This window comes from Shinella sp. M31 (genome assembly GCF_049199205.1).
GTDB lineage: Bacteria > Pseudomonadota > Alphaproteobacteria > Rhizobiales > Rhizobiaceae > Shinella.
In genome coordinates, this window is sequence record NZ_JBLZPH010000110.1 from 36,817 (window position 1) to 51,986 (window position 15,170).

Genomic DNA, 15,170 nt, shown 5'->3' on the forward strand with positions numbered 1-15,170 from the left:
ATGACGCTTCCGACCGCCTATCTGGACCATGCCGACGCCACCGCCGCCCGTCAGGCTCGGGCCACCTACCGGGATGGGCTCGTCGCGCCCACCTCGGGCATCGCGCCGGGCTTCACCCAGGCCAACATGATCGTGCTGCCGCGCGACTGGGCCTTCGATTTCCTGCTCTACGCGCAGCGCAATCCCAAACCGTGCCCGGTGCTCGATGTCTCCGATCCGGGTTCGCCGACGACGCTGCTTGCGCCCGGTGCGGACCTGCGCACCGACCTGCCGCTCTACCGCATCTGGCGTGACGGCAAGCTTGCCGAGGAAACGCCCGACGCGACCGCCGCCTGGGCGGAGCGCGACGACCTCGTCGCCTTCCTGATTGGTTGCTCCTTCACCTTCGAGACGCCGATGGTGGAGGCGGGCATCGAGATCCGCCACATGACGGACAAGAGCAATGTGCCGATGTACCTGACCAACACGGCCTGCCGCCCGGCGGGCCGGCTGAAGGGCAATATGGTCGTTTCCATGCGGCCGATCCCGGCCTCGCGCGTCGCCGATGCCGCCACGATTTCCGGCCGCTTCCCGGCCGTGCACGGCGCGCCTGTGCATATCGGTTCGCCCGAAGACATCGGCATCGCCGATCTCGCCAAGCCGGATTTCGGCGATGCGGTGCGCATCGAGCCGGGCGAAGTGCCAGTCTTCTGGGCCTGCGGCGTCACCCCGCAAGCGGCCGTGATGGCGTCAGGTGTGCCCTTCGCCATCACCCATGCGCCGGGCTACATGTTCATCACCGATATTCCCGATTCCGCCTATCACGCGTGAGGCTTCGATGCGTTTTCTACCCGTCAGCCTGACCACCATCCTCGTCGAGCTTGCCGATCTCGACGAGACGCTCGCCCTCTTTGCCTCCTTGCAGGCCGATCCTATTGGCGGCATCGAGGAAATGGTGCCGGCCGCCCGCACGCTGATGATCCGTTTCCGCCCGGAAAAGGTCTCATCTTCGGATCTCGCGGCAGTCATCGCCACGCGCGATCTCTCGGCGAAGATCGCGCCCTCTGAGTATCTGGTGGAAATCCCGGTGCGCTATGACGGCGAGGACCTCGGCGACGCCGCTAATCTGACCGGCCTCAGCGTCGAAGAAGTCATCCGCCGCCACACGGAAAGCGAATTCACCGTCGCGTTCTGCGGCTTCGCGCCCGGCTTCGGCTATCTCGTCGGCGGCGATACCGCGCTGCATGTGCCGCGCCGCAAAAGCCCGCGCACCCGCATTCCGGCCGGCTCCGTGGCGCTGGCCGGCGCCTTCAGCGGCGTTTATCCGCAAGCGAGCCCCGGCGGCTGGCAGATTATCGGCACGACGCCCGTCAAGATGTGGGATATCGACCGCGACCCCGGCGCGCTGTTCCAGCCCGGCTACCGCGTGCGCTTTTTCGACATGGCGAAGGCGGGCAGGACCTTCAGCATCCCCGAACCGGCCGCCCGCCCGGAACGGGCCGTCGCGGCCAGCGATCCGCAGTTCAGGGTGCTCGCCGCGCCGATGCCTGCGGTTTTCCAGGATCTCGGCCGCTTCGGCCAGACGGGGCAGGGCGTCTCCGCGTCCGGCGCGCTCGACCGTGGCGCTTTCAATGCTGCAAACCGCATCGTCGGCAATCCGGTCAACACGCCCGCCCTCGAGCTTACCCTCGGCGGCTTCTCCTTCGAGAGCAACGTCCGCGCGGTGATCGGCCTTGCCGGCGCGCCCTGTCCGGTGACGGTGCGCGATGCCGAAGGCCGCAATCGGGATTTTCAGACCTGGCAGCCGATCGCGTTGGAAGCCGGCGACGTCGTCACCATCGGCCATCCGAAGGCCGGCATGCGTGCCTATCTCGCGGTACGCGGCGGTTTCGACGTCGCGCCGGTTCTCGGCAGTGCCGCGACCGATACGCTCGCCGTCGTCGGCCCGCAGCCGGTCACGGCGGGAACGGTGCTGGTGCTGAAGGGCCGCAACGGAGGGCTGACTAGCGTCTCCACCGATGAAATCCCGGCCTTTGATGCGCCGTCGGTAAGCGACGTTGTGACGCTCGACGTGGTGCTTGGCCCACGCGCGGACTGGTTCACCCAGAAGGGGCTGGAAACGCTGACGAGCCAGCTCTGGCAGGTCACGCCGCAATCGAGCCGCGTCGGCATCCGCCTTGCCGGCGACGTGCCGCTGGAGCGCAGAGATAGCGCGGAACTGCCGAGCGAGGGCACGGCGACGGGCGCAATCCAGGTGCCGCACAGCGGCCAGCCGGTGCTCTTCCTCGCCGATCACCCGCTGACCGGCGGGTATCCCGTCATCGGCGCGGTCGCCGAATACCATCTGGATCTGGCCGGCCAGATCCCCATCAACGCAAAGATCCGTTTCCGTCCGGTCGGCCCCTTCGCCGATACCGCCGCAAGCCGCTAGGAGAGTGCCATGAAGAAAGTGCTGATTGCCAATCGCGGCGAAATCGCCGTGCGCATCCTGCGCGCCTGCAGGGATTATGGGCTGCAATCCGTCGCCGTCTATGCCGATCCGGATGCCGACGCGCTCTTCGTGCGTCTGGCCGACGAAGCCTACGGCCTTGGCGGCGTGCGGCCGGCGGAAACCTATCTCGACATCGAAAAACTGATCGCGATCGCCAAGCGGTCCGGTGCGGATGCCGTGCATCCGGGCTACGGCTTCCTGTCGGAAAACGCCCGGTTCGCCAAGGCGGTGCAGGAGGCCGGCCTGACCTGGATCGGACCCGATCCCGACGTCATCGTGGCGCTGGGCGACAAGGTCGAGGCGCGCCGCATCGCCCAGAGCGTCGGGGCGCCGCTCGTGGCCGGCAGCGACGGTCCGGTGTCCACGGCGGCCGAAGTGATCGCCTTTGCGGAACAGCATGGCCTGCCGGTCGCCATCAAGGCCGCGCATGGCGGCGGCGGGCGCGGCATCAAGGTCGCCTGGAAAATGGAAGAGGTCGCCGATCTCTACGAATCCGCCGTGCGCGAGGCGACCGTCGCCTTCGGCCGCGGTGAATGTTTCCTCGAACGGTTCCTCGACCGCCCGCGCCATATCGAGGCGCAAGTCATCGCCGACAAACACGGCAATGTGCTGGTTCTCGGCACCCGCGACTGCTCCGCGCAGCGCCGCAACCAGAAGCTCATCGAGGAGGCGCCGGCGCCCTTCCTTTCGCCCGAACAGCGCGAACGGATCCACGCCGCCGCCAAAGCGATCTGCGCGGCCGCCGGCTATTCCGGTGCCGGCACGGTGGAGTTCCTGCTCGGCCTCGACGGTACGATCTCCTTCCTCGAGGTCAACACCCGCCTGCAGGTGGAGCATCCCGTCACCGAGGAGACGACGGGCATCGATCTCGTCATCGAGCAGTTCCGCGTCGCCGAAGGCCAGCGCCTGACGCTCCTTGAAACGCCGACGCCGCGCGGCCATTCCATCGAGTTCCGCATCAATGCGGAAGACCCCGGCCGCGGCTTCCTGCCGACGCCGGGCGCCATCACCGCCTTCGATCCGCCCTCCGGCCCCGGCGTGCGCCTCGACAGCGGCGTCGTCACCGGCTCCACCATCCCCGGCGTTTTCGACTCCTTGATGGCCAAGCTCATCGTGACCGGAGCTACCCGCGAGGAGGCGCTGCGCCGGGCGCGCCGGGCGCTGAAGGAATTTCGCATCGAGGGTGTCGCGACCGTCCTGCCGTTCCACCGCGCCGCCATCGACACCGAGGATTTCATCGGAACCGATGGCTTCAAGGTGCATACCCGCTGGATCGAGACCGATTTTGCCGCCATGCCGGAGGCCTCGGCCCGGCCGGAGCCGGCAGCCGACCCGACGCTGATCCGCACCCATCTCGAAGTCGACGGCAAGCGTGTTTCGCTGGCGCTGCCAAGCCTGCTTCTTGCTGGGTTTGGTGCGGCCGGGCAGGGCACGGCAACCACAGGCGGCGGCAAGCCTGCCGAGGACGGCATCGCCGCCCCGGTTTCGGGCACGCTGCAGGCCTTCAAGATCGCCGACGGCGCGACCGTCGCCGAAGGCGAGCTGGTCGCCGTCATGGAGGCGATGAAGATGGAAACGCAGGTGCTCGCCCCCAAGGCCGGCCGGCTGCGCCTGCGCGTCAAGGAAGGCGACTATATTCAGGCCGGCGATGCCTTGATGGTTTTCGAGGGCTGACCGCCCATCCCAAATGGGACATTGACCCGAACGGGCAGCACTTGCCTTAATCCCCTCGGATTTTTCATCTGGGGGACACATGGTACGCACGCTTCAAAGCACGCCGAAGGCCGATGGTTTTCGCGCACCGGGAGAATTCGAGCCGAAGGCCGGCTGCTGGCTGATCTGGCCGGAGCGGCCCGATACCTGGCGTCTCGGCGCCAAGCCCGCGCAGAAGCTTTTTGCGCGGGTCGCGGCGGCGATTGCCGAGAGCGAGCCCGTCACCATCGCCGTCTCGTCGCGTCAATGGCTGAATGCCCGCGCCATGCTGCCGGAAAGCGTGCGCCTCGTCGAAATGTCGACGGACGATTCCTGGCTGCGCGACAGCGGCCCGAATTTCGTCATCAACGATCATGGCGTGGTGCGCGGCGTCGATTGGACCTTCAACGCCTATGGCGGCCATGACGGCGGCCTCTACGCGCCGTGGAACCTCGACGACCTCGCCGCCCGCAAGGTGCTGGAAACCGAGAACCTGGACCGCTACCGCTCGACGCTGATCGCCGAGGGCGGCGGCCTGCAATGCGACGGGCAGGGCACGCTGATCACTACGGAACAGTGCCTGCTCAACCCCAACCGCAACGGTCATCTCGGCAAGGCCGAAGTCGAAAAGCAACTTTCCGATTATCTTGGTCTCGAACACGTGATCTGGCTGCCGCGCGGCTTCTGCTTCGACGAGACGGATGGCCATGTCGACGACGTTTGCTGTTTCGTGCGGCCCGGCGTGGTGGCGATGAGCTGGACGGAAGACCGCGACGATCCGCAATACGAGATCGTGCGCGAGGTGGAGGACGTGCTGCGCTCGGCCCGCGATGCGCGCGGCCGGTCGCTGGAGGTGCACCGCATCCTGCATCCCCGCCCGATCGAGATGACGGCGGAGGAGGCGGCGGGCGTCGATCAGGTCGACAGCACCTGGGCGCGGCCCGCCGGCAACCGCATCGCGGCGACCTATATCAACTACTATCCCGGCAATTCCGCCGTCGTCGTCCCGCAGTTCGACGACGAGAAGCTCGATTTGGCTGCCAAGGCCAAGCTTGCCGAACTCTTCCCCGATCACCGCATCACCGGCATCGAGAATTCCCGCGAAATCCTGCTCGGCGGCGGTAATGTCGCCTGCATCACCCTGCCGGTCTATGCCGGCCCGACGAAAGCCTGAGGAGAAGACCATGCGCAAGACTGCTCTCGTCTCGGCCCTCGCTCTGCTCGCCGCCATGGGCGGTGCGCGGGCGCAGGAGGAAAAGGTCGTCAACGTCTATAACTGGTCGGATTACATCGCGCCGGATACGGCGGGAAAGTTCGAGAAGGAAACCGGCATCCGCGTCGTCTACGACGTCTATGACGGCAACGAGGTGCTGGAAACCAAGATGCTGACCGGCGGCTCGGGCTACGATGTCGTCTATCCCTCGGCCTATCCGTTCCTGAAAAATCAGGTAAAGGCGGGCGCCTTCCAGCCGCTCGACAAGGCGAAGCTTTCGAATATCGGCAAGCTCGATCCGCAGGCGCTGAAGCTGATTTCGGGCGCCGATCCCGATAATACCTACGCCGTGCCCTACATGTCCGTCACCGACGGCATCGGCTACAATATCGCCGCGGTCAAGGAGCGCATGCCCGACGCCCCGGTCGACAGCTTCGCCATGGTCTTCGATCCCGCCATCGTCGAGAAGTTCGCCGATTGCGGTGTGGCCATACTGGATGCGCCGGCCGAGATCATCCCGATGGCGATGAACTATCTCGGCATCGATCCACATTCGACGAGCCCGGACGATATCGCCAAGGCAGAGGAGCTGCTGCTCAAGGTGCGCCCGCACATCCGCTATTTCCATTCCTCGCGCTATATCAACGACCTCGCCAACGGCGATATCTGTGTCGTGCTCGGCTGGTCGGGCGATATCCTGCAGGCCAAGGCGCGTGCGGCCGAAAGCGAGAAGAAGCTGGAGATTGCCTATGCCATTCCGAAGGAGGGCACGCTGATCAACTTCGACACAATGGCCGTGCCGAAGGATGCGCCGCATCCGGAAAACGCGCTCGCCTGGATCGATTTCAACATGCGGCCGGAGATCGCGGCGGCCAATTCCAGCTATGTCTCCTATGCCAATCCGATCCCGGAATCGCTGCCGCTGATGGATCAGGCCGTGGCGAAGGATCCCGGCGTCTTCCCGCCGGATGACGTGAAGGCCAAGCTCTTCGTGGTGGAAACGAGTGACGCCAAGCTGTTGCGCCTGCAGAACCGCCTGTGGACGCGGGTCGTGTCAGGGCAGTGAGGGCAGCGCGCGGCCGCCATCGCGTGCGGCGGCCATCAGCTCGACCTGCGAATGAATGCCGAGCTTGCGGTAGACCGTCTTGATGTGGTTGCGCACCGTGCCGGGCGAGATGGAGAGGTCGCGCGAAATGGCTTTCGCGCAGCCGCCGTCGATGAGGAGGAGGGCGATCTGGCGTTCGCGCGTGCTGAGTTCGCCCAGCGACAGCAGGCTTTCACCCGCCGGCCGCCATTGCCGCCACAAGCGCTCCAGCACCATGCGGGTCGCCTTGGCAGTGGCTTCCGCCATCGCGACATCCTCGGCGCCGAAGGGGCGGGCGCCACGACGGCGCAGATAGGTGACGAAGCCCGCGGCATTGCGGTCGAAATTGAAGACGCCGGTGATCTCGTCGAAGCTGCCCGACGGTTCGTAGAAATCCCGGTAATAGGCGCTGGTGTGGAAATCGCCCTTGTCGAGCGCGGAGAGCGGCAGCAGGAAATCCTGCCTTGAGCCGGCGAACCGGCGGAAGAACGGGTCCTGCTGGTATTTGCGCGTGTCGTAATTGTGGTTCCAGTGGTCCGGATCGCGCTCGTAGATGGTGATCGAGGCGCTGTCGCGCAGATAGAGGCCGATATAGACCTGGTCGGAGGCGATGAGATCCCGCGCGCCGGCCGTGAAATGCGCCGAAATATCCTCGGGCAAAGTGGCGCTGACAGCGGAGGCGATGCCGCTACTCCAGCGCTGGAGCTGTTCGAAGGTGAGGTTCGGGCGCATGGCGACAGGATAGACGGGGCGGCCGGGAATTCAAGCGACCCTTGCCGATGGGCTGGGACGTCTGTCAGTTTACCCCATCCATGACGAGCGGCGCGCAATGCAGGTAGCGTGCGACCTTGCGCTTTGCGGTGATATCGGTCCAGACCAGCTCGACCTGGCTTGAGCTGAGGCCCGTCGCCGCGGCAATCGCCTCGGCCGGCAAGCCGTGGTTCAGCCCGTAGAGGCAGATGTCCATCTTGTCGTAGGGCAGGGCGAAATAAAATTCCTCCTGCGTTTGCGGCAGGGAATAGGTGTCCGTCGTCGGCGGGCGCGCGAGGATTTCGGCGGGTACGCCGAGATAGGCGGCGAGCTGATAGACCTGCGATTTGTAAAGATGGGCGATCGGCTTGATGTCGGCTGCGCCATCGCCGTTCTTCACGAAGAAGCCCTGATCGTATTCCAGCCGGTTCGGCGTGCCGAGCACGGCGAAATTCAGCCGGTCGGCGTGGTAATATTCGAGCTGCTTGCGGCTGCGCTGCTTCATGTTCGTTGCCGCGACGATACCGAGATAGGCGCTGGCCGGCAGGCGCACCTTGCGCATCTCGCCTTCGGGCGTGCGCACGACGAGCGAGGAAATGTTGTAGCCGCCCGTCGTCATCGTGCTGTCGAAGACGATCTTCGAGGCCCAGCCGTCGCCGTATTCGGGCACGGCCTCGCGGATGGCGGCGTCGCGGCGCGCGTAGCAGCCCATGGCGGCGAGCGCCGGGCCGATATCCTCAAGCGTGCTGTCGATGCCGAAGGTGTCCGCGACCGCGCGGCCGAGCCGCAGGCTTTCCGGGTCGGAATCGTTTTCCGGCATATAGAGGGCAAAGACATTCTTCGCGCCGAGCGCCTTGGCGGCGAGCGCGGCGCAGAGGCTGGAATCGATGCCGCCCGAAAGGCCGAGCACCAGCCCGCGCTTGCGCAGGTCAAGCCGCAGCTTCTCGCGCAGCCATTGCGAGATGCGTTCCACCTCGGCGGCGGGATCGAGCACGAGCGGGGCGAAGGCGGGGATATGGGACATCATTTCGATCCTGTCGGGTTGGCGGGCAGGGCGGCGAGGCGGCGGCTGGCCTTGCCGCTGTCGGTTTTGGGCAGCGTGTCGCGGAATTCGACCGATTTCGGCACCATGTGGTCTTCGAGGTGGCGGGCGCAGAACCGCAGCACGTCGCGCTCGGTGAGGGATGTGTCGGAGGCGACGACGACAGCCTTGATGGCCTCGCCGAGCACTTCATGCGGCACGCCGACGACGAGAGCCTCGATTATGCCGGGCATGCGGCACAGCACCTCCTCCACCGCCTGCGGCGCGACCTTCTCGCCGCGCGACTTGATGATGTCGTCCATGCGGGAGACGAAGGTGAGGTAGCCATCGGCATCGGCGGTGAAGAGATCGCCGGTATGGAGGCGAAGCGCGCCGGTTCCGGGCACGGGGCGCAAGGCGCGGTCTGTGGCGGCCGCATTGCGCCAGTAGCCGTGCATGACATGCGGTCCCTCGATGACGAGTTCGCCGATCGTGCCGGGCGCAACGGCCTCGCCGGCCTCGTCCGCCACCACGGCTTTCGTGCCGGGTATGGCGATGCCGACCGAGCCGCGCTTTGCATCGAGCGTGTCGGGCGGAAGCCAGGTGGCGCGGGTGCATTCGGTCTGGCCGTACATGCAGAAGAGTTTCGTATGCGGCAGGAAGGCGCGCAGCCAATCGAGATGGGCGAGCGGCAGGGGTGCTGCGGCGCTGGTGACGTAGCGCAGGCTTGCAAAGAGCGACGCGTCGAGATCGCGCGCCTGCATCATCATCGCCGCCATGGCCGGCACGAGCGGGAAACCGGTGACGCGCTCGTTGCGGATCGTCTCGAAGACGGCCTGCGGGAAGGCGAAGGATTTTTCGATGACCAGCGTCGCGCCTGACAGGATCGTCGTCACCAGCTGGTTGAGCCCATAGCCGAAGGACATCGGCAGGACGACGAGGATAATGTCGGCGGCGCTGTTTTCGAGGTAGCGGGTGATCGACCGCGCCGCGGCGTCGAGCGTATCGTGGCCGTGCATCACGCCCTTCGGCTCGCCGGTCGAGCCGGAGGTGTAGATCAACGCGGCGAGATCCGTGCTGGGGAAATCCTCGGCTGGGACTAAGGGACCGGCCTCGAGCGCTGCATCGAAACTCATGCCCTCGCCGGCGACGAGGCGTGGCAGGGCGGCTAGCGCGGAGTTTTCCCCGACAAGCCGTTCCAGACGGCTTTCGACGATGACGAGCGCGGGTTCGCAATTATGGGCGATGGCGGAGAGCCGCTCGGCCTTGGTCGCGGGATTGAGGGGGCAGATCGCGGCCCCCGCAATCCAGGTCGCAAAAACGGCGACGGCGGTGCGCCAGTTATTGTCGAGCAAGACGAGCACGCGGTCTCCGCGTCGCACGCCTTGGGCATGAAGCGTCGTCGCGAGGCGCCGGGAGAGATCGAGCAGGCGGTCGTAGCTGAGGCACACCTCGCCGGAGACGATCGCCGTCTTGGCGCCGTCCTGCGCAGCACTGGCCTCAAGGTAATGCTCGATCCGCATCGCGTCTCAGGCGGCCTGTTTGCGGGCGATGAAGCCCGCAATGCGGTCGATCGTGTCGAGATTGGCAGGCACGATATCGGCATCCGCGATGGAGATCGCGAAGCGTTCCTCCAGGAAGCCGACCAGCTCGAGAATGCCGGTGGAATCGATCAGGTCGTTGTCGATCAGCGAGAGATCGGCCGCGAGCGGCTGGCTGTCGTCGCCGAACAGGAAGTTTTCCACGATGAAGGCGCGGATGGTGGTTCTGGTTGCGTCGGACATATCAGGGGGGCCCCTCCCTAGGTTTGGTGTGTCGATGGCGCGGCCGCGCCGAGAAGCTGCGCCGAAAGAATGCCGATGAAAGCGGCGTTGTCGCGGAAACCGCTCGCCTGCCCCTTGAGGACCTTGTCCTTCAGCTTGCCGACCGCCGGTCCGTTGAAGAGGCCGCCTTCGGCAAGCCGCACCGGCGAAAGGATCTGGTCGAGATAGGCCGGCGTGTCGGGTGCGGCAAAGCTTTCGCTGTCGGGGGCACGGTAAGGCTGTTTGGGCCGCTCTACGATCGCCTCGGGCACGAGGCCGCGGGCGGCTTCCTTGAGGATATGTTTTTCGCGCAGGCCCCGCAGCTTGGCCTCCGGCGGAAGGTTGGCGGCGAAAGCGACGACGCGGGGATCGAGGAAAGGGAAACGGCCCTCCACGCCATTGGCCATCATCACGCGGTCGCCTTGGCTGGACAGGATATAGCCCGGCAGCAGAAAGGCCGTTTCGAGATATTGCGCCTGATGCAGAGTATGCCAGCGGCCGAAATCCGCCGGCAGCCGGTCGGCAAGCTCCGCGGCGGCATCGTAGTCGCCAAGCGTGTTTTTGAGATCGGGCGAGAAGAACAGTTTGGCGGCTGCCGTTGAGCGGAAGCGGGGGCGGTGGGAATAGAGCGGGTCGTCATGCGCTTCCGCGCCGAAGGCGAAGAAGCGGGCGAGATAATCCGGCGACTGCTGCTGCAGGCCCGGCAGGTAGGGATAGAGCCGCTGGAAGAGACGTGGACGGCGGGCCGAACCCGGCTGGCGGCCGCAGAAGCGGCGCACGCGCGCCTCGCGGAAAAGATCGTAGCCGGCGAAGATCTCGTCCGCCCCTTCGCCCGTCAGCACCACCTTCATGCCGCGTTCGCGCACGCGGGCGGCGAGCCGGTAAAGGGGCACGGGCGCGGTGCGCAGGATCGGGCATTCGATATGGCGCATCACCGCCGGAAGGCTGTCGGCGATCGCCGCCGTGGTGCATTCCACGCTGTCGGCCTCGGTGTTCAATGCTGCCGCCATCTGGCGCTGCCAGCTGCTTTCGTCATGCTCTTCGCTGCGGAAGGTGAGCGAAAAGGTGCGCAGGCCGTGGGTGACGGTGCGCGCGGCGAGTGCTGCGATCAGCGAGGAATCGAGGCCGCCGGAGAGATAGGCGCCAACGGGCACGTCGGCGCGCAGCCGGATGCGGGTGGCGTCGGAGAGCAGCGCCCGCAATTCCTCCACCTGTTCGCCCATCGGACGGGCGGACGGCACGTCGGCACGATCGGGATAAGACAGCTGCCACCAGGGACGGATGGTGCGTGTGCCATCCTTCACCAGCATCCGGTGGCCGGGCGGCAGTTCATGGATGCCGCGATAGGCCGTGCGCGGCGGAAGGGGGCACCAGAGCGTAAAGATCTGGTCGAGCGCGACAGGATCGATCTCCGCCGTCATGCCGGGAAGCGCAAGCAGCGCCTTGATCTCCGAGGCGAAGAACAGCGCGCCCGCATGCTCGGTGTAGAAGAGCGGCCGCACACCCATGCGGTCGCGTGCCAGAAGCAGCGTGCGGTTGCGTGCATCATGCAGCGCGAAGGCGAAGTCGCCGTTGAAATCCGCAAGGCAGTCGGTGCCCTTGGCCGCGTAGGCCTTCAGCAACACTTCGGTGTCGGAGCTCGTCCGGAAGCGGTGGCCGTGCGCCTTGAGGTCTTCGCGCAGCTCGACATAATTGAAGATCTCACCGTTGAAGGAGACGGCGATGTCCGCGTCGTCCGAGACCATCGGCTGGGCGCCGTCGGCAAGGCCGACGATGGAAAGGCGGGTATGGGTAAGGCCGGTGTCCCCGCGCACAAGCACGCCCTCGCCATCCGGTCCGCGGTGGCGAAGGGCGGCAACCATGCGGGACAGGTAGTCCGCACCCTGTTCGGTCGAAAAATGTCCTCCGTGATAGCCCGCTATCCCGCACATGCCGGGCTACTCGAAACGGTCGCCAATGAGGCGCGTCCAGCCCTCGCCGGCCAGGCCGTTGAGGAAGGGCTGGCCGTGCGTCAGGGCGGCGAGGATGGCCGGATCGCGGGCATGCACGACGGTCGAGGAGGTATGCAGGAAGGCGCATTTCTTGCCGATCATGGCCTGAAGCAATTGCGGCTGCGTGCGGCCCCGGATCGCGACGAGACCGCGTTCATAGGCATTGCGGATGAGGCAATCGATGACGATGGATTCCTGCCCCGGTGCCGCCATGACCTGCACGACACGGCCGATGCCGCCGGGATTTCCATAATAAAGATAGAGGCCGACCGGCTTGCCGGTCCGGGTGCGCACAATGTGCTGGACGCGCTCGCCATGCAGTGCTTTGCGTTCGGCATGCCGCAGCATGCCTTCCAGCGTGGCCTGATCCCAGACCGGGCGCAACGGAAACGGCTTGACCAGATCGCGGCAGAGTGCTGCGAATTCGGCATTATCGGCCGCGGTCGCCTCGAAAGCATCGGCCTTGCCGGCGCGCGGCGTGTAGTGCGACCACGACGGATTGTCGTCTTGCCGGCAGAGAATCGCATCGCCGAGTTTCGCGAAAGGCGACAGCAGGCGCACGGCCGAAATTTTTGCAGCCGCCGCTTCCAGCACGAAAGCGGCGGGCTTGAAAATGCGCAGCCATTCCAGGCTGTAGGGGGCCAGCACGCCCGCCCGCATCGACCGCCACATGTCGGTGGAGACGTCGTTGGAAGTCTCGCTGAAGGAGAGGTCCTGCGGGCCGGAGAGGGTGTCGCGCAGCAGGCGGGCACCGGCGAAAGGGTCGCTGTCGCGGTCGTCGCTGGCGAAGGTGCCGCAATTGGCGGCGAGCAGGCGGCGCCCTTCGAATTCCATTTCGACGGGCAGCACGCCGAGGAAGCCCGAGACGGTGCCGTCGGCGCGCACATGCACGCGCGAGACAAGACCGGTGTCGCGGCTGGCCTCGCCAAGGAAGAGCGTTTGGAGATAGGTTTTCAGCGCGTCGCTTGCCGGCGCGTCGGTCTTACGCAGCAGCCGCTGGAAAAGGCTTGCCACCGCATCGACATCTCCTGCCTCAAACGAACGTACGCTCGACATCGCGACCCACTCAGACCCTGTGCCATTCCGGTTCGCGGCAAAGACTTGCCGTCCGCTTTCCTTACGTGAGGAGCGTGAAGAAAGGGTCAAGACGCGAAAAACGGCGCCGCTTCTGGGCGGCGCCGGTTCGCTTTACATGGCGTGGCCGCCGATATAGCCGAGCGAAGCCGCTGCCATCCAGACCGCCATGGCGATCATCATCAGGTTTTCCGTCAACGAGATGAAACCGAGCGGAACGTTGCTTGCGCCGCCGACGCACGCGCATTTCAGTTCACGCTTGTCGATGTAAACAGCCTTGAACACCGAGACCGCGCCGATCGTGCCGATGAAGAGGGCGATCGGGACCGACAGCCAAGTCAGCGCGCCCGCCACCATCAGCACGCCGGCCAGGCCCTCCGCATAAGGGTAGATATAGCTGTAAGGCACCCAGCGCTTGGCGAGCAGGTCGTAGTTGAGGAACATGGTGGCGAAGCTTTCCACGTTCTGCAGCTTGAGCAGCGCCAGCACCACCATCGAGAAGGCGATGAACCACTCGGCGGCACGCAGCGTGAAGGGCGAGCCGCTGACGGCATAGCTTGCCGCCATGGCGGTCAGCGCCGTCAGCGTGAAGAGCACGACGACTGGCCGATAGGTTGTGGCCTTGGGGTCGGCGACGGGCTTGCCGAGATAGCGGCGCAGGTCGTCATAGCCGCCGACCCTGACGCCGCCGATGAAGACCTGCGGTGTGGTGGCGACGCCATGCTCGGCCTTGAAGGCGTCGGTCGCTTCACGGGTCGTCAGATGGTGGTCCTCCACCTCATAGCCCGAGCGCTTGAGCAGGTCCTTCGCCTTGAGGCCATAGGGGCAGGTGTGGCTTTCCATCACCATGCGGTAGAGGACGGCCTTCTTGGTATCCTGGATTTTGTCCAACATCTCACGTCTCCTGTCTTGTGAAATCATTGGCAGGACTATAGGTTCCGTACCATGGTACAGAGTCAACAGCCAAAAGACCTGACGATCGGAAAATTTGCGGCGGCGGCGGATGTCGGCGTCGAGACGGTGCGGTTTTACCAGCGCCGGGGCCTGCTTTCGACGCCCAAGCGCATCGACGGGTTCCGCCATTACGGCGAAAGCGACGTCAGTCGCCTGCGGTTCATCCGCCAGGCACAGGCGGCCGGTTTCACGCTGGAGGAAATCCGCCAATTGCTGGCGCTCGATTCCGGCGAGGATCGCGCCGCGGCGCGTGAGATGGCGTCGAAACGCATTGCCGAACTCGATGCGCGCATGGAGGCGCTGCAGCATGCGCGGGCCTCGCTGCAGAAGCTGGTTTCGGAATGCGCCGTCGGCAAGACCGGACCGTGCCCGATCCTCAAATCCTTCGGTGCCTGAGGCGCAGCCGTTCAGCCCGCGGAAAGCTCATCTATGAGGCGGGCGAGCATCGCGTCGCAGCGCGCAAGCTGCTCCGCGCTGACGAATTCGTCCGGCTTGTGCCCCTGGTCCATGAAGCCCGGGCCGCAGATGGCGGTGGACATGCCCAATTCCTGATCGAAAAGCCCGCCTTCGGTGCCGAAGGCGACCTTGAGCGTGCGGTCGTCGCCCAGGATCCTCTTGAGGAGGGTCACGACCGGTGCATCCGCATCGGTGTTGAGGCCGGGATAGCCCGAGACGGGTGCGATCTCGATGCAGGCCATGGGAAAGCGATTGCGGTAGGGTTTTGCGATGGTCTCGGCATCCGCCGCGATACCGGCGAGGATGGCGCTAGGGTCGTCCTCGGCGATGTTGCGGATCTCGAAGTCGATCTCACAGCGATTGGGCACAATGTTGAGCGCGGTGCCGCCCTGCATCACGCCGGCATGGATGGTGGAATAGGGGATATCGTAATCATCGTCGCGTGCGCCGTGGTCGGCCAGTGCCTCCTGGCGTGCCTGAAGCGCCTGGATGAAGGCGGCGCCGAGATGAAGCGCGTTCAGTGCATTGGGCGCGAGCGCTGAATGGCCTTCCTGGCCGATGCAGCAGGCGCGCAAGGCGAGCTTCCCCTTGTGGCCGGTGGCGATCTTCATGCCCGTCGGCTCGCCGACGATACAGAGCGCCGGCCGTTCGGATCGCGCCGCG

14 protein-coding genes are annotated in these 15,170 nt (G+C 65.7%); 6 read left to right on the plus strand and 8 right to left on the minus strand.

The annotated features are described in order from the left end of the window. The 5 genes from ACOZKU_RS18745 (at position 1) to ACOZKU_RS18765 (ending at position 6,441) form a co-directional block, all read left to right on the plus strand. Complete coding sequence (locus ACOZKU_RS18745; protein ID WP_421580143.1) at positions 1–810, plus strand: putative hydro-lyase; 810 nt, start codon at positions 1–3, stop codon at positions 808–810. A gap of 7 nt (positions 811–817) precedes the next feature. Beyond that, on the plus strand, positions 818–2,410 hold the full coding sequence (locus ACOZKU_RS18750) for a 5-oxoprolinase/urea amidolyase family protein (RefSeq protein WP_421580144.1): 1,593 nt from the start codon (positions 818–820) through the stop codon (positions 2,408–2,410). A gap of 9 nt (positions 2,411–2,419) precedes the next feature. Next, a complete protein-coding gene (locus tag ACOZKU_RS18755; RefSeq protein ID WP_421580145.1) occupies positions 2,420–4,144 on the plus strand; it encodes an acetyl/propionyl/methylcrotonyl-CoA carboxylase subunit alpha in 1,725 nt (574 codons plus the stop codon). Between the two features lie 79 nt (positions 4,145–4,223). Then, entirely contained in the window at positions 4,224–5,336 is a 1,113-nt protein-coding gene (aguA, locus tag ACOZKU_RS18760) for an agmatine deiminase (RefSeq protein ID WP_421580146.1), read from the plus strand. A 10-nt stretch (positions 5,337–5,346) separates the two neighbouring features. Further along, on the plus strand, positions 5,347–6,441 hold the full coding sequence (locus ACOZKU_RS18765; protein WP_421580147.1) for a polyamine ABC transporter substrate-binding protein: 1,095 nt from the start codon (positions 5,347–5,349) through the stop codon (positions 6,439–6,441). Here ACOZKU_RS18765 and ACOZKU_RS18770 read toward each other — a convergent pair. The 7 genes from ACOZKU_RS18770 to ACOZKU_RS18800 all read right to left on the minus strand — a co-directional run bounded on the left by ACOZKU_RS18770 (position 6,430) and on the right by ACOZKU_RS18800 (position 13,991). Then, entirely contained in the window at positions 6,430–7,191 is a 762-nt protein-coding gene (locus tag ACOZKU_RS18770) for a helix-turn-helix transcriptional regulator (protein WP_421580148.1), read from the minus strand. The genes ACOZKU_RS18765 and ACOZKU_RS18770 overlap by 12 nt on opposite strands. 64 nt (positions 7,192–7,255) lie before the next feature. Continuing rightward, entirely contained in the window at positions 7,256–8,233 is a 978-nt protein-coding gene (gene nadE, locus ACOZKU_RS18775) for an NAD(+) synthase (protein ID WP_421580149.1), read from the minus strand. Further along, positions 8,233–9,753, minus strand: a complete 1,521-nt coding sequence (locus ACOZKU_RS18780; RefSeq protein ID WP_421580150.1) for a class I adenylate-forming enzyme family protein — start codon at positions 9,751–9,753, stop codon at positions 8,233–8,235. The genes nadE and ACOZKU_RS18780 overlap by 1 nt, the downstream gene beginning before the upstream one ends. Before the next feature lie 6 nt (positions 9,754–9,759). Then, positions 9,760–10,014 (minus strand): acyl carrier protein, encoded by a 255-nt coding sequence (locus ACOZKU_RS18785; protein ID WP_421580151.1) that lies wholly within the window; start codon positions 10,012–10,014, stop codon positions 9,760–9,762. Positions 10,015–10,031: 17 nt separating this feature from the next. Then, on the minus strand, positions 10,032–11,963 hold the full coding sequence (asnB, locus tag ACOZKU_RS18790; RefSeq protein ID WP_421580152.1) for an asparagine synthase (glutamine-hydrolyzing): 1,932 nt from the start codon (positions 11,961–11,963) through the stop codon (positions 10,032–10,034). 6 nt (positions 11,964–11,969) lie between these two features. After that, on the minus strand, positions 11,970–13,037 hold the full coding sequence (locus ACOZKU_RS18795) for a hypothetical protein (protein ID WP_421580153.1): 1,068 nt from the start codon (positions 13,035–13,037) through the stop codon (positions 11,970–11,972). A 174-nt stretch (positions 13,038–13,211) separates the two neighbouring features. Next, positions 13,212–13,991 (minus strand): MauE/DoxX family redox-associated membrane protein, encoded by a 780-nt coding sequence (locus ACOZKU_RS18800; protein WP_421580154.1) that lies wholly within the window; start codon positions 13,989–13,991, stop codon positions 13,212–13,214. A gap of 51 nt (positions 13,992–14,042) precedes the next feature. Here ACOZKU_RS18800 and ACOZKU_RS18805 point away from each other — a divergent pair, with 51 nt between their 5' ends. After that, positions 14,043–14,447, plus strand: coding sequence for a MerR family transcriptional regulator (locus tag ACOZKU_RS18805; RefSeq protein WP_421580155.1), 405 nt, complete (start codon positions 14,043–14,045; stop codon positions 14,445–14,447). Positions 14,448–14,458: 11 nt separating this feature from the next. Here the strand turns inward: ACOZKU_RS18805 and ACOZKU_RS18810 are convergent. Beyond that, positions 14,459–15,170: M20/M25/M40 family metallo-hydrolase (locus ACOZKU_RS18810; protein ID WP_421580156.1), on the minus strand; the 712-nt coding region annotated here is incomplete at its 5' end.

Bases quoted from the DNA above. Each gene is read 5' to 3' on its own strand.
- ACOZKU_RS18745 (WP_421580143.1), top strand. From the start codon at position 1: ATGACGCTTCCGACCGCCTATCTGGACCATGCCGACGCCACCGCCGCC.
- ACOZKU_RS18750 (WP_421580144.1), top strand. From the start codon at position 818: ATGCGTTTTCTACCCGTCAGCCTGACCACCATCCTCGTCGAGCTTGCC.
- ACOZKU_RS18755 (WP_421580145.1), top strand. From the start codon at position 2,420: ATGAAGAAAGTGCTGATTGCCAATCGCGGCGAAATCGCCGTGCGCATC.
- aguA (WP_421580146.1), top strand. From the start codon at position 4,224: ATGGTACGCACGCTTCAAAGCACGCCGAAGGCCGATGGTTTTCGCGCA.
- ACOZKU_RS18765 (WP_421580147.1), top strand. From the start codon at position 5,347: ATGCGCAAGACTGCTCTCGTCTCGGCCCTCGCTCTGCTCGCCGCCATG.
- ACOZKU_RS18770 (WP_421580148.1), bottom strand. From the start codon at position 7,191: ATGCGCCCGAACCTCACCTTCGAACAGCTCCAGCGCTGGAGTAGCGGC.
- nadE (WP_421580149.1), bottom strand. From the start codon at position 8,233: ATGTCCCATATCCCCGCCTTCGCCCCGCTCGTGCTCGATCCCGCCGCC.
- ACOZKU_RS18780 (WP_421580150.1), bottom strand. From the start codon at position 9,753: ATGCGGATCGAGCATTACCTTGAGGCCAGTGCTGCGCAGGACGGCGCC.
- ACOZKU_RS18785 (WP_421580151.1), bottom strand. From the start codon at position 10,014: ATGTCCGACGCAACCAGAACCACCATCCGCGCCTTCATCGTGGAAAAC.
- asnB (WP_421580152.1), bottom strand. From the start codon at position 11,963: ATGTGCGGGATAGCGGGCTATCACGGAGGACATTTTTCGACCGAACAG.
- ACOZKU_RS18800 (WP_421580154.1), bottom strand. From the start codon at position 13,991: ATGTTGGACAAAATCCAGGATACCAAGAAGGCCGTCCTCTACCGCATG.
- ACOZKU_RS18805 (WP_421580155.1), top strand. From the start codon at position 14,043: ATGGTACAGAGTCAACAGCCAAAAGACCTGACGATCGGAAAATTTGCG.